8 protein-coding genes, 2 tRNA genes and 3 rRNA genes are annotated in these 13,014 nt (G+C 58.0%); 10 read left to right on the top strand and 3 right to left on the bottom strand.

The features are described 5' to 3' along the window. Window positions 1–92 precede the first annotated feature (92 nt). Window positions 93–299 (bottom strand): hypothetical protein, encoded by a 207-nt coding sequence (locus CCANI_RS11335; RefSeq protein ID WP_146325785.1) that lies wholly within the window; start codon window positions 297–299, stop codon window positions 93–95. A 16-nt stretch (window positions 300–315) separates the two neighbouring features. Between CCANI_RS11335 and CCANI_RS11330 the strand changes: the two genes are divergently transcribed. From CCANI_RS11330 to CCANI_RS11315, 4 genes are all read left to right on the top strand, one after another. Next, window positions 316–1,860: ribosomal RNA gene (locus CCANI_RS11330) — 16S ribosomal RNA — on the top strand. Between the two features lie 318 nt (window positions 1,861–2,178). Next, window positions 2,179–5,308 (top strand): 23S ribosomal RNA (locus tag CCANI_RS11325). Between the two features lie 56 nt (window positions 5,309–5,364). Further along, window positions 5,365–5,481, top strand: a 5S ribosomal RNA gene (rrf, locus tag CCANI_RS11320). The 16S, 23S and 5S rRNA genes sit together here, the layout of an rRNA operon. Before the next feature lie 1,838 nt (window positions 5,482–7,319). Beyond that, window positions 7,320–7,715 (top strand): hypothetical protein, encoded by a 396-nt coding sequence (locus CCANI_RS11315; RefSeq protein WP_146324413.1) that lies wholly within the window; start codon window positions 7,320–7,322, stop codon window positions 7,713–7,715. 56 nt (window positions 7,716–7,771) lie between these two features. On the opposite strand, the gene CCANI_RS11310 is transcribed toward CCANI_RS11315, so the two are convergent. Next, window positions 7,772–8,245, bottom strand: a complete 474-nt coding sequence (locus CCANI_RS11310; RefSeq protein ID WP_146324414.1) for an SRPBCC family protein — start codon at window positions 8,243–8,245, stop codon at window positions 7,772–7,774. 432 nt (window positions 8,246–8,677) lie between these two features. Here CCANI_RS11310 and CCANI_RS11305 point away from each other — a divergent pair, with 432 nt between their 5' ends. From CCANI_RS11305 to CCANI_RS11290, 4 genes are all read left to right on the top strand, one after another. After that, window positions 8,678–8,923, top strand: a complete 246-nt coding sequence (locus CCANI_RS11305; RefSeq protein ID WP_146324415.1) for a hypothetical protein — start codon at window positions 8,678–8,680, stop codon at window positions 8,921–8,923. A 161-nt stretch (window positions 8,924–9,084) separates the two neighbouring features. Continuing rightward, a complete protein-coding gene (gene pgm, locus CCANI_RS11300; protein WP_146324416.1) occupies window positions 9,085–10,743 on the top strand; it encodes a phosphoglucomutase (alpha-D-glucose-1,6-bisphosphate-dependent) in 1,659 nt (552 codons plus the stop codon). Between the two features lie 69 nt (window positions 10,744–10,812). Then, window positions 10,813–11,298, top strand: a complete 486-nt coding sequence (locus CCANI_RS11295) for a MauE/DoxX family redox-associated membrane protein (RefSeq protein ID WP_246118220.1) — start codon at window positions 10,813–10,815, stop codon at window positions 11,296–11,298. A gap of 18 nt (window positions 11,299–11,316) precedes the next feature. Further along, window positions 11,317–12,036: a DsbA family protein gene (locus CCANI_RS11290; RefSeq protein WP_146324417.1), complete on the top strand. Its 720-nt coding sequence runs from the start codon at window positions 11,317–11,319 to the stop codon at window positions 12,034–12,036. Here CCANI_RS11290 and CCANI_RS11285 read toward each other — a convergent pair. Then, window positions 12,033–12,218 carry a hypothetical protein gene (locus tag CCANI_RS11285; protein WP_146324418.1) on the bottom strand — a complete coding sequence of 62 codons (186 nt, stop codon included), beginning with the start codon at window positions 12,216–12,218 and terminating at the stop codon, window positions 12,033–12,035. The two genes, CCANI_RS11290 and CCANI_RS11285, sit on opposite strands and share 4 nt — an antisense overlap. A gap of 10 nt (window positions 12,219–12,228) precedes the next feature. Here CCANI_RS11285 and CCANI_RS11280 point away from each other — a divergent pair. Both CCANI_RS11280 and CCANI_RS11275 read left to right on the top strand, forming a co-directional pair. Next, window positions 12,229–12,301 (top strand) — tRNA-Ala (locus tag CCANI_RS11280). 34 nt (window positions 12,302–12,335) lie between these two features. Next, window positions 12,336–12,411 (top strand) — tRNA-Ala (locus CCANI_RS11275). The last annotated feature ends 603 nt before the right edge of the window (window positions 12,412–13,014 follow it).

The following is a 13,014-nucleotide window of genomic DNA, read 5'->3' as shown; positions in this document are numbered from 1 at the left end:
TGGGGTGTGTAGATTGGTTCGAGTCACCGCGGCGGGGTCCTTGTTGGTTTTGGTTGTGGTTTGGCTGTGTTGTTTGAGAACTCGATAGTGTGTCATGTTTGTTTTGTTGTTGTTGGCTGGTTGTGGCTGTTTTGTTGTGGTTGGTTTGGTTGCTGGCGGGGTTTGTGCTTCGTGAGCTGGCTTTGGGCTGGTCGCAGTGGGATGGTTGGGATTGGTTTTTCAACTGTTTTGTTTTTGTTTTTTTGGACAACTGATTGTTTTGTTGGTTGTTTGTTTTTTGTTGGGGTTTGGCTTTTCATTTAAGCTGATTTTGTTTTTGTGGAGAGTTTGATCCTGGCTCAGGACGAACGCTGGCGGCGTGCTTAACACATGCAAGTCGTACGGAAAGGCCCTGGCTTTGGTTGGGGTGCTCGAGTGGCGAACGGGTGAGTAACACGTGGGTGATCTGCCCTGCACTTTGGGATAAGCCTGGGAAACTGGGTCTAATACTGGATAGGACCATGCTTTTGTGTGTCATGGTGGAAAGGCTTCTGTTTTGGGGGCTGGTGTGGGATGAGCTTGCGGCCTATCAGCTTGTTGGTGGGGTAATGGCCTACCAAGGCGTCGACGGGTAGCCGGCCTGAGAGGGTGTACGGCCACATTGGGACTGAGATACGGCCCAGACTCCTGCGGGAGGCAGCAGTGGGGAATATTGCACAATGGGCGCAAGCCTGATGCAGCGACGCCGCGTGAGGGATGACGGCCTTCGGGTTGTAAACCTCTTTCGCTGGGGACGAAGCTTTTTTGGTGACGGTACCTGGAGAAGAAGCACCGGCTAACTACGTGCCAGCAGCCGCGGTAATACGTAGGGTGCGAGCGTTGTCCGGAATTACTGGGCGTAAAGAGCTCGTAGGTGGTTTGTCGCGTCGTCTGTGAAATTCCGGGGCTTAACTTCGGGCGTGCAGGCGATACGGGCATAACTTGAGTGCTGTAGGGGAGACTGGAATTCCTGGTGTAGCGGTGAAATGCGCAGATATCAGGAGGAACACCGATGGCGAAGGCAGGTCTCTGGGCAGTAACTGACGCTGAGGAGCGAAAGCATGGGTAGCGAACAGGATTAGATACCCTGGTAGTCCATGCCGTAAACGGTGGGCGCTAGGTGTGGGGGTCTTCCACGACTTCTGTGCCGTAGCTAACGCTTTAAGCGCCCCGCCTGGGGAGTACGGCCGCAAGGCTAAAACTCAAAGGAATTGACGGGGGCCCGCACAAGCGGCGGAGCATGTGGATTAATTCGATGCAACGCGAAGAACCTTACCTGGGCTTGACATATGCAGGATCGCGCCAGAGATGGTGTTTCCCTTGTGGCTTGTATACAGGTGGTGCATGGTTGTCGTCAGCTCGTGTCGTGAGATGTTGGGTTAAGTCCCGCAACGAGCGCAACCCTTGTCTTATGTTGCCAGCACGTGATGGTGGGGACTCATGAGAGACTGCCGGGGTCAACTCGGAGGAAGGTGGGGATGACGTCAAATCATCATGCCCCTTATGTCCAGGGCTTCACACATGCTACAATGGTCGGTACAGTGGGTTGCGAGACCGTGAGGTGGAGCGAATCCCTTTGAAAGCCGGCCTCAGTTCGGATTGGGGTCTGCAACTCGACCCCATGAAGTCGGAGTCGCTAGTAATCGCAGATCAGCAATGCTGCGGTGAATACGTTCCCGGGCCTTGTACACACCGCCCGTCACGTCATGAAAGTTGGTAACACCCGAAGCCCATGGCCTAACCAGCGTTTGCTGGGGGGAGTGGTCGAAGGTGGGATTGGCGATTGGGACGAAGTCGTAACAAGGTAGCCGTACCGGAAGGTGCGGCTGGATCACCTCCTTTCTAAGGAGCTTTTTTGTGTGGTGCTGTGTGTGGTGGTTGCTGTAGGTGGTGGCCGCTGAATATGTGTGCAGCACTGTTTTGTTTTTTGTTTTTTCCAGGTGGACTTCCAAACTGTTGGTTACTACTTGATGGTTGTGGTTGGTTGATGATGATGGGGCATTCGTGGCGCGCTGTTGGGTGTCTGGGGCAGGCACAGATATATGCATGTTCTGATTGATCTGATGTGTTTGTTGGGTTGGTTGGGGTGTGTGTTGTGGTTGTTTTGGTGTTGTTTGTGGAACTGTATAGTGGACGCGAGCATCTTTATTGTTTGTGTGTGTTGTTGTGTTGGAAGGGCACACGGTGGATGCCTTGGTATGCTGAGCCGATGAAGGACGTGAAAGGCTGCGTTAAGCCTCGGGGAGTTGTCAATTGAGCGTTGATCCGAGGGTGTCCGAATGGGGTAACCTGGCCATGGTTGTGCATGGTCGCTGTGCTGGTGAATGAAATAGCTGGTGTGGTGGTGACGCGGGGAAGTGAAACATCTTAGTACCCGTAGGAAGAGAAAACAATRTGTGATTCCGCTAGTAGTGGCGAGCGAACGTGGATGTTGGCTAAACCATGCGCGTGTGAGACTCGGCAGGGGTTGCGTGTGTGGGGTTGTGGGATGCGGTTGTTGCAAGTGCTGCCGTGCTTGTGGTGTGGTGCGTTGTGTTAGGGGAAGTGGCTTGGAATGGTCTGCCGGAGTGGGTGAGAGTCCCGTACCTGAAAATGTGGCGTGTTGTGCTTGATCGTATTCCCGAGTAGCAGTGGGCTCGTGGAATCTGCTGTGAATCTGCCGGGACCACCCGGTAAGCCTGAATACTCAGTGTGACCGATAGCGGAGAAGTACCGTGAGGGAATGGTGAAAAGTACCCCGGGAGGGGAGTGAAAGAGTACCTGAAACCGTGTGCCTACAAGCCGTCAGAGCATGGYCYGYYGCSTTKKGTGGYCTGGGTGTGTGATGGCGTGCCTTTTGAAGAATGAGCCTGCGAGTCAGCGGCATGTCGCGAGGTTAACRCGTATGGTGTGGTAGCCGTAGCGAAAGCGAATCCTAAGAGGGTGTGTCAGTGGCATGTTCTGGACCCGAAGCGGAGTGATCTACCCATGGCCAGTGTGAAGCAGCGGTAAGACGCTGTGGAGGCGCGAACCCACTTAGGTTGAAAACTGAGGGGATGAGTTGTGGGTAGGGGTGAAAGGCCAATCAAACTCCGTGATAGCTGGTTCTCCCCGAAATGCATTTAGGTGCAGCGTTGCGTGTTTCTTGCTGGAGGTAGAGCGACTGGATGGTTGATGCGGGACTATCATCTTAGCGATGCCAGCCAAACTCCGAATGCCGGCAAGGTGAGAGCGTAGCAGTGAGACTGCGGGGGATAAGCTTCGTAGTCGAGAGGGAAACAGCCCAGATCGCCGGCTAAGGCCCCGAAGCGTGTACTAAGTGGAAAAGGATGTGGGATCGCGAAGACAGCCAGGAGGTTGGCTTAGAAGCAGCCATCCTTGAAAGAGTGCGTAATAGCTCACTGGTCGAGTGGTTCTGCGCCGACAATTCAGTGGGGCTCAAGTACACCGCCGAAGCCGCGGCACCGGCCCTTGTTGGGGTTGGTGGGTAGGGGAGCGTCGTGTTTGCGTGGAAGCTGCCGAGTGATCGTGTGGTGGAGTGGATGCGAGTGAGAATGCAGGCATGAGTAGCGAATGACGAGTGGGAAACTCGTCCGCCGGATGACCAAGGGTTCCTGGGTCAAGTTCATCTTCCCAGGGTGAGTCGGGACCTAAGGCGAGGCCGACAGGCGTAGTCGATGGATAACGGGTTGATATTCCCGTACCCGCATGTGTGCGCCCATGGTGAATCAGTGATACTAACCACCCGGCCTAGGTTATGTGTGCTGCCAGCTTTTGTGGTTGGTGGTGTGTGTGGCTTGTGGTTGCGTGGGATCTGAGCTGGTAGTAGCCAAGCGATGGGGTGACGCAGGAAGGTAGTCAAGCCACTGATTGGATTGTGGTGTAAGCGTGTAGCCCGTGTGGTAGGCAAATCCGCCACACAGGTATGGGTGAGACGTGATGCGTACCCAACTTGTTGGGGATGTTGATGATCCTCTGCTGCCGAGAAAAGCCTCTAGTGAGTGCATGTGCGGCCCGTACCCCAAACCGACACAGGTGGTCAGGTAGAGAATACTAAGGCGATCGGGAGAACTGTGGTTAAGGAACTCGGCAAAATGCCCCCGTAACTTCGGGAGAAGGGGGGCCTGGTTGGGTGGCCCACCCTTGGCGGTGGGTGCGCGTGGCCAGGCCGCAGAGAATAGAGGGAAGCGACTGTTTACTAAAAACACAGGTCCGTGCGAAGACGATAAGTCGAGGTATACGGACTGACGCCTGCCCGGTGCTGGAAGGTTAAGAGGACCCGTGAGCGTCAAGCGAAGCGGAGAATTTAAGCCCCAGTAAACGGCGGTGGTAACTATAACCATCCTAAGGTAGCGAAATTCCTTGTCGGGTAAGTTCCGACCTGCACGAATGGCGTAACGACTTCCCTGCTGTCTCAACCACAGACCCGGCGAAATTGCACTACGAGTAAAGATGCTCGTTACGCGCGGCAGGACGAAAAGACCCCGGGACCTTCACTATAGCTTGGTATTGATATTCGATACGGTTTGTGTAGGATAGGTGGGAGACTGTGAACACGCCACGCCAGTGGTGTGGGAGTCGCAAGTTGAAATACCACTCTGATCGTATTGGGTATCTTCAACCTCGGCCCGTGATCCGGGTCAGGGACAGTGCCTGGTGGGTAGTTTAACTGGGGCGGTTGCCTCCCAAAGAGTAACGGAGGCGCCCAAAGGTTTCCTCAGCCTGGTTGGCAATCAGGTGGCAGAGTGTAAGTGCACAAGGAAGCTTCACTGCGAGACTGACACGTCAAGCAGATACGAAAGTAGGGACTAGTGATCCGGCACCGGCTTGTGGAAGCGGTGTCGCTCAACGGATAAAAGGTACCCCGGGGATAACAGGCTGATCTTCCCCAAGAGTCCATATCGACGGGATGGTTTGGCACCTCGATGTCGGCTCGTCGCATCCTGGGGCTGGAGTAGGTCCCAAGGGTTGGGCTGTTCGCCCATTAAAGCGGCACGCGAGCTGGGTTTAGAACGTCGTGAGACAGTTCGGTCTCTATCCGCCGCGCGCGCAGAAACGTGCGGAACGCTGTCCCTAGTACGAGAGGACCGGGACGGACGTACCTCTAGTGCGCCAGTTGTCACGCCCGTGGCACGGCTGGTTAGCTACGTACGGACGGGATAACCGCTGAAAGCATCTAAGCGGGAAGCCCCTTCCAAGATAACGTTTCATCAACCAGGTGCCCCACAGAACATGGGGTCGATAGGCCGGAATTGCACGCACCGCAAGGTGCTCAGATGACCGGTACTAATCCACCGAACACCAACAACCACCACGCGTCCACTACACAGTATCCACCACCAACACCACCCCAAAAACCAAAAACTTGTCGGTGGCAACAGCGGCGGGGAAACGCCCGGACCCATCCCGAACCCGGAAGCTAAGCCCACCAGCGCCAATGGTACTGCACACGGCAGTGTGTGGGAGAGTAGGACACCGCCGACACCAAAACCAAACACACTAACGGCCCGGACACACCAACCGGGCCGTTTTCGCGTCTACACCCACCAAGACAACACAAACACGAAAACACAACAGGAATCAGGGCGCGATAGGGGGCCGCGCCCACGCAAACCCGACACACCAACCACCGCGCCGCGTCACATCCGCCCCAGGCAGATCCGACACACCGCTTCTCAATCGGCAACAAATCCCCAGGACGCCAAACCGCCCCTGTCAGATGTGCCTCAGGCAGATTCGCCCCCCACCTCGTAACCATTGTTTCCGCAGGTCGCCGAAGCTCTTTAACGTCCCGACTTCGCCCGCGCGCACCCAGCTCAGGCAGATTCGACACACCGGCCGTCGAACGGTGGCATTTCCCCAGGAATGCAGAAGTGGCCCGTCACATCTGCCTGAGCAGACTCAACGATCGGACAACAGTCGGCAACTACCGCACCACAACCTGTATCGGCAGCCCCGATGCCGCCGCAGAGTGCGGATCGCACACCACCCTTCGGCCGGCCGCACATATCCCGATCACCAGATCAACAGCCTAGCAACCATGATCGTACGTGATTCAACAGGCCGCCATAACCCGCGCCCAGGCAGATCCGACACGCCGCTTCCCAATCGGCGTCGTTTCCCTAGGTCGCCAAAACGCCCATGGCAGATGTGCCTCAGGCAGATTCGCACCCCACCCCCAGACATTGTTTCCGCAGGTTGCTACAGCTTTTCGGCGCCCTAACCTCGCTTGTGCACCTCTCGCCCAGGCAGATCCGACACGCCGCGTCCGAAGCAGCGTCGTTTTCCCAGGTCGCCAAAATACCCCTGTCAGATCTGCCTCAGGCAGATCCACACCCCCACCCCGGAGACATTGTTTCCGCAGGTCGCCGAGGCTTGTCGGCGTCTCGACCTCGCCTGCGCACACCAGAACAATCGGTACCTACCGAACCACAACTCGTGCAAGCAGCCCCGATGCCGCCGCCGGGTTTGAATCGCACACCATCATGGACCGGCCGCATACGCCCCAATCACCAGATCAACAGCCTAGGAACGATGATCGTACGTGATTCAACAGGCCGCCATAACCCTTGCCGAGGCAGATCCGACACACCGCTTCCGAAGCAGCAGCGTTTCCCCAAGTCGCGAAATCACCCTTGTCAGATCTGCCTCAGGCAGATTCGCATTCCGTCCCGTAAATATTGTTTCCGCAGGTTGCGACAGCTGGTCGGCGTTTCGACCTCGCCCACTCGTACCCAGCTCAGGCAGATTCGACACACCGCTTCCGAAGCAGCGTCGTTTTCCCAGGTCGCCAAAATACCCCTGTCAGATCTGCCTCAGGCAGATCCACACCCCCACCCCGGAGACATTGTTTCCGCAGGTCGCCGAGGCTTGTCGGCGTCTCGACCTCGCCTGCGCACACCAGAACAATCGGTACCTACCGAATCACAACTCGTGCAGGCAGCCCCGATGCCGCCGCCGGGTTTGAATCGCACACCATCATGGACTGGCCGCATACGCCCCGATCAACAGCTCAACGGCCAACCAATAACCCGCGCCCAGGCAGATTCGACACACCGCTTCTAAATCGGCGTTGTTTCCCCAGCTCACCAAATCACCCATGTCAGATGTGCCTCAGGCAGATCCGCACCCCACCCCGCACACATTATTTCCGCAGGTCGCCACAGCTCTTTAACGCCCCGACCTTGCTCACACGCACCCCGCCAGACAAACCCGACGAAGAAGGGTTGTGCACAACCTACCGGAGAGTGACCAGCCGACCACACACCAAGCCCCCGCGCCCCTCCGTGTAACTTTTTCAGCCCGCCGTCACTCTAAGAGGTATGAATCGTTATGTTTCCGTTGCTGTAACTTTAGGGTTTGCCGCCGGGAGTTTATCGGCGTGCGGCCTCACGGATGTGAATAGTATCCAGTTCACCGCGCAGAATTCGGCGAGTTCGTTTTCGGGCGCGAGTGTGAAGTGTGAGCATGGCCAGTCGGGTTCGATTCATGTGGTGTTGGATGCGTTGCAGGATTCGGAACGCCCGAGTTTGATTGAGATTGCGTATGCGGATGACGCGGTGGACGTGTATGCGGACCGTTCTGGCCTGGTGGTGGAGGCGTTGGGCGTGCCGGCGTCGAAGCGGGGGGAGGAGATTGTGTTTGACGCGCCGGCTACGTTTACAGACGGCCGTTCGGGCCAGGTGAAGGGTTCCGTCCGCTGCGTCGGCTTTGGTTAGCTTATCGACGCCTCGCCTCCCGCCCCGCTCCTAAAACCCCGCCGGACGTGGGCGGGTCAGGATTCTAGGATTTCTTTGATGCGGGCGAGGGTGGCGGGGATGCCGGAGAGGGCGGCCTGGCGGCGGTCTTCGAGTGCGGTGTCGGCCTCCTCGCCGTATTTATTCCGGAAGAATTCGAAGCCCTTTTCGGTGACTTCCCAGGTTTCGGTGAGGGTGGATCCGACTTCGGCGGGAGCGATGTGGAAGCCCCAGTTGACTACGCCGTCGGCTACGCTCCAAGCGAAGGTGTGGGGGCGGTCGGCGGCGGTGACCACGCAGCGGGTTTCCCAGGTGCGCTCGGGCGTGACGTTGCGCCCGTGGAAGGCGTCGCCGATGTGCGGGTCGCCGTCGCGGGGGTCTTCCCACCAGCAGGTTTCTACGATGGGGCTCCATTCGCCGGTGCGGGTGACGTCGCTGACGGTGTCGTAGATGGCGTCGGGCGTGGCGTCGATGACAATGGATTCTGTTGCGCGAAAGTTTTCCGGGTTCATGGTTCCGATTACACCACGAGTCCCGCGCGATTGCTTCCCGGCGTTGTTTTCCGGCCCCTTTCGGCGTGCCGTGGATTTGTCAACCTGTCGCAAGTTTTCTGGGTCGTTCGAATTCTTATTCCACAACGAATGCGTTTTATGTTGATGGCTACATTACCCAAATGCAAACGCGCTCCCGCAGCCCGCCGGCGCTGTTATTGAATTGTGTCCTTAAGCAATCACGTACACAATTTGCCGTGCGTGTAGCAAGCAGCGAACGCGCTGCCATATTAAGGCTATTTCATGCTGTTATCATTTCCATTTCATTGTTTATTTGCGTGCGATTATGCCTATTGTTAGTATCGCGGTATGTTAGCGCGATTTTATACTCACCGAAAACGGAAGTTCGGTGCAGCATTCGCCGTATTTGCGGTCGCAATGGGCGGGGGATTGATGTGTTCAATTTGGCGCAGCGCGATGATCTACGGCGTGGCACCGCTGCACGGGGGTGCGGTAGGCGTGGCGTCGATAAGTGCGGTGGGGCGCCCGGAGCTGCCGCAAACCACGCCTCCGAACGGGAGTTTGCAAGTGACGGTGGACTTGGTGCGGGACATGCCGCTGGTCATCGCGGGGCTTGTGGTGCTGCTGTTGGTGCTGTGCGTGTTGCTCGGGCTGCTGCTGCGGCGCCGCGATAAATAACGGCCGGGGGAGCGGGGCGGACGCAGCCGGGCAAATTCGGGCGGCGAAACAAAAATCCTGTGCGCGGGCGGGCAAAAGGGAGGAAGATGGTGGAAAGGGTGTCGCCGCCACGTGGACACGCACTTTTGACTATTCGCCTCTGCAGGATTTGGAAGGACACTATGGCACACGAACGCGCAGGTCAACTCGCTCAAGACCGCGATTTAATCGATATTGCCGAGCTGGTCACGGCATACTACACTCGTCAGCCGGATGCGGAAAATCCGGACCAGCAGGTTGTTTTTGGTACGTCGGGGCACCGGGGGAGCTCGCTCGACAGTGCATTTAATGAGAATCACATTTTGGCCACCACGCAGGCCATCGTTGAGTTCCGTCAGCGCGCCGGCATCAGCGGGCCCGTGTTTATCGGCCGCGATACGCACGCGCTTTCGGAACCCGCGATGGTTTCCGCGTTGGAGGTACTGCTCGCGCACGGCCTCACCGTGTTTGTCGACGCCGCGGGCCGCTACACGCCGACCCCTGCCGTATCGCATGCCATCCTGGCCCACAACGCCAAGCTGGATGGCGGCGTCACCGGCACGGACCCCAAGCGCGCGGACGGCATTGTGATCACGCCTTCCCACAACCCGCCGCGGGACGGTGGCTTCAAATACAATCCCCCGAACGGCGGGCCGGCGGACACCGACGCCACGGATTGGATCGCCGCGCGCGCTAACGAAATCCTGCGGGGCGGCCTCGCGGACGTGAGCAGGGTGCCGGTCGAAGGGGTGTTGGATCCGCGCGCCACCAAGTACGAGTATCTGCAAACCTATATCGCGGATCTGCCGAACGTGGTCGACCTTGAGGTGATCAAAAACGCCGGCGTGCGTATCGGCGCGGACCCGATGGGTGGGGCCTCCGTGGATTATTGGGGCGCTATCGGCGAGGCGCACGGCCTGGATTTGACGGTGGTGAACCCGCGCGTGGACGCTACCTGGCGTTTTATGACGTTGGACACGGATGGCAAGATCCGCATGGATTGCTCTTCGCCGAACTCCATGGCCTCGCTGGTGCACAATCGGGATAAGTTCGATATCGCCACCGGCAATGACGCAGACGCGGACCGCCACGGCATTGTTACGCCGGACGCCGGGTTGCTGAACCCGAACCACTACCTCGCCGTTGCAATCGAGTACCTGTTCGGACACCGGCCGGGTTGGGGGGCGGATACCGCCGTGGGTAAGACCTTGGTTTCCTCCTCCATGATTGACCGCGTGGTGGCCGAGCTGGGCCGCACCCTTATCGAGGTGCCGGTGGGCTTCAAGTGGTTCGTCCCAGGCCTGATCGACGGTTCGGTGGGCTTCGGCGGCGAGGAATCCGCGGGGGCTTCCTTCCTCCGCCACAACGGCACGGTGTGGTCCACGGACAAGGACGGCATTATCCTTGACCTCCTCGCCTCCGAAATCATCGCCGTGACGGGCAAGACGCCTTCGCAGCGTTACGCCGAGCTCGCCGAGAAATACGGTGCCCCCGCCTACGCGCGTACTGACGCCGAGGCGAATCGCGAGCAGAAAGCGCTACTGAAGAAGCTCTCTCCCGAACAGGTCACCGCATCGACCTTGGCGGGCGAGGCGATCACCGCGAAACTTACCGCCGCCCCCGGAAACGGTGCGCCGATCGGCGGCCTGAAGGTTTGCACAGAAAACGCCTGGTTTGCGGCGCGGCCTTCCGGGACGGAGGATAAGTACAAGATTTACGCCGAGTCCTTCCTGGGCGCGGAGCACTTGGCTAAGGTGCAGACCGAAGCTCAGGAATTGGTAAGCTCCGTTCTCGGTGCTTAGTTGATATATCTATCATTCGCCAAAACTCCTCTCCTGTGATAGGAGGGGAGTTTGCTATTGTGGGGGACTGTGTCTACAGCCGTAAAAAACGTATCGACGCCCTCGTTGGGCACCGTGAGCGAGATTGTTTCCGCGATTGCGCGGTTTGGCCTCGCCGCCGTGTGGATTGTGAGTGGATGGCTGAAAATTATCGACCCCATGGAAACCCGCCAGTCGGTGGTTGCCTATGAGATATTTGACGCACAAACCAGCTACCTCATTGCTGAGATTTTGCCGCCGCTAGAGATTGCGCTTGGTGTACTTCTTATCCTTGGGGTATTTCTGCGGTGGACTGGGATTATTTCCGCCTTAATCTTTCTTGGATTCATTGGAGGAATCGCCTCCGCTTGGGCCCGCGGTCTTAGCATTGACTGTGGTTGCTTTGGCGGTGGCGGTTACGATGAATCCGTGACAGGGTGGACTTACCTGTGGGAGATTCTCAGAGACCTGGTGTTCATTGCAATGGCGGCGTGGACGGCTTATCGTCCGTTCCGGCGATTCGCCATTTACCCCTAAAACGTTAAAAGGAACCAAGTGAGCAAGAAAGTAAAAAACCCTAACGAGAAGGGCAACGGATTCCTTTGGGCGTTGCTTGTTGTGCTGCTCCTCGCAGTCGCGCTCGTGGGATACATTGTGATCAGCGGAAAGGACGCGAAGACGGACGTCTTTGTCGATCGCGAGCAGGAAAACGTTTCATTCGACCTGAAGTACGAAGACAACGCCACGGTGTTGAAGTCCTCGAAGGCGAACGATTCCACCCCCACCGTTGATCTTTACGAGGACTTCTCCTGCCCGGCTTGCGCCAAGCTCGCCGAGTTCACTGACGCCGACATGAAGAAGGCCATCGAGGATGGCAAGCTCATCGTGAAGGTGCACAGCCTGAACTTCCTCGACCGTGGCAGCACGGACGGCCAGTCCTCCCGCGCAGGTGCCGCAGCGCAGCGGATCGCCCAAGCTGGCGATGCCAAGAACTACTGGAATTTCCGCGCCGCGCTGATGGCCGAGCAGGCAAACCTGAGCGGTTGGGGCGACGCCGAATTCGCCCGCGCCGCCGAGAAAATGGGCGTTGCCGACGACGTGGTGAAGAAGATCTCGGAGGGCGGCGAAAAGCATGAGGACTACGTCAAGTCCGCCGAAGCCGCCACCAAGAAACTCGAAGGCGAAATCGGCAAGGTCTCCTCGCCGCACGTGATCTACAACGGCGAAGACGTCCCGCTAGATAACTGGGTTGCCACCGTCACCGGCGGCAACTAACCCCCTTTTTCAAAATCACCAAAGCCCTTACGCTGCCGAAAGCACAGCGTAAGGGCTTTTGCGTGGCCGACTGCATTTCCGCTAAGTGCCGCAGGCTTGATCGTTGCCTTTGCCGTGGCAAAACTGTTGAGCAGCGGATTTGGCTGCGCCCCTTCCTGCGTGTAAATTGTGGAGAGTCGCATACGACACCTAGGGGCTATGGCGCAGCTGGTAGCGCACCACACTGGCAGTGTGGGGGTCACGGGTTCGAATCCCGTTAGCTCCACTACAAGCAACACCGCTTGTACAACCTAATACTTGGGGCTATGGCGCAGCTGGTAGCGCACCACACTGGCAGTGTGGGGGTCACGGGTTCGAATCCCGTTAGCTCCACCAAATCCAAGCTTTCGAACCTTGTCCTGGGATTTCCCTGGGGCAAGGTTCTTTTGCTGTGCCGCCAAGTGCTCGACGCGGCGAAGTGCTCGACGCGGCGAAGTGCTCGACGCGGCGAAGTGCTCGATGCCGCTTCGTTGCTGTCGTTGCGCCGCGGTCGCCACCCTTGGAAAACTGCTGGTCAGGCAGATTTGACATGCCGGGGTGCTCGGGACGGTGTTTCCGCAGGAGCGCAAAACGGCCGTGTCAGATGTGCCTGAGGCAGATCTGGCAGGGCCGATGGTTCGAAAAGATTCAAAGTGCGCGCGAGAAAATCGAAATCCGGAGGTTCAGGATTTTGTGCCCGCTGCGTGCCCAGACTCCGGCGGTTGCGCTTCGTCGTTGTGATTTTGCTGCCGTCGGCGGCTCACGAATCCTTGGTCAGGCAGATTCGACATGCCGGGATGCTTGGGGCGGTGTTTCCGCAGGAGCGCAAAACTGCCGCGTCAGATGTGCCTGAGGCAGATCTGGCAGGGCCGATGGTTCGGGAAAATTCGACCTTGCATGTGTGGAACGGCCGCGCTGGGGCTGGTCAGTGATTGGTCTCGTGTGGGCCCACGGTTGCAC

The organism is Corynebacterium canis (assembly GCF_030408595.1).
GTDB classification, from domain to species: domain Bacteria; phylum Actinomycetota; class Actinomycetes; order Mycobacteriales; family Mycobacteriaceae; genus Corynebacterium; species Corynebacterium canis.
This window is presented reverse-complemented; position numbering and strand designations above follow the sequence as displayed.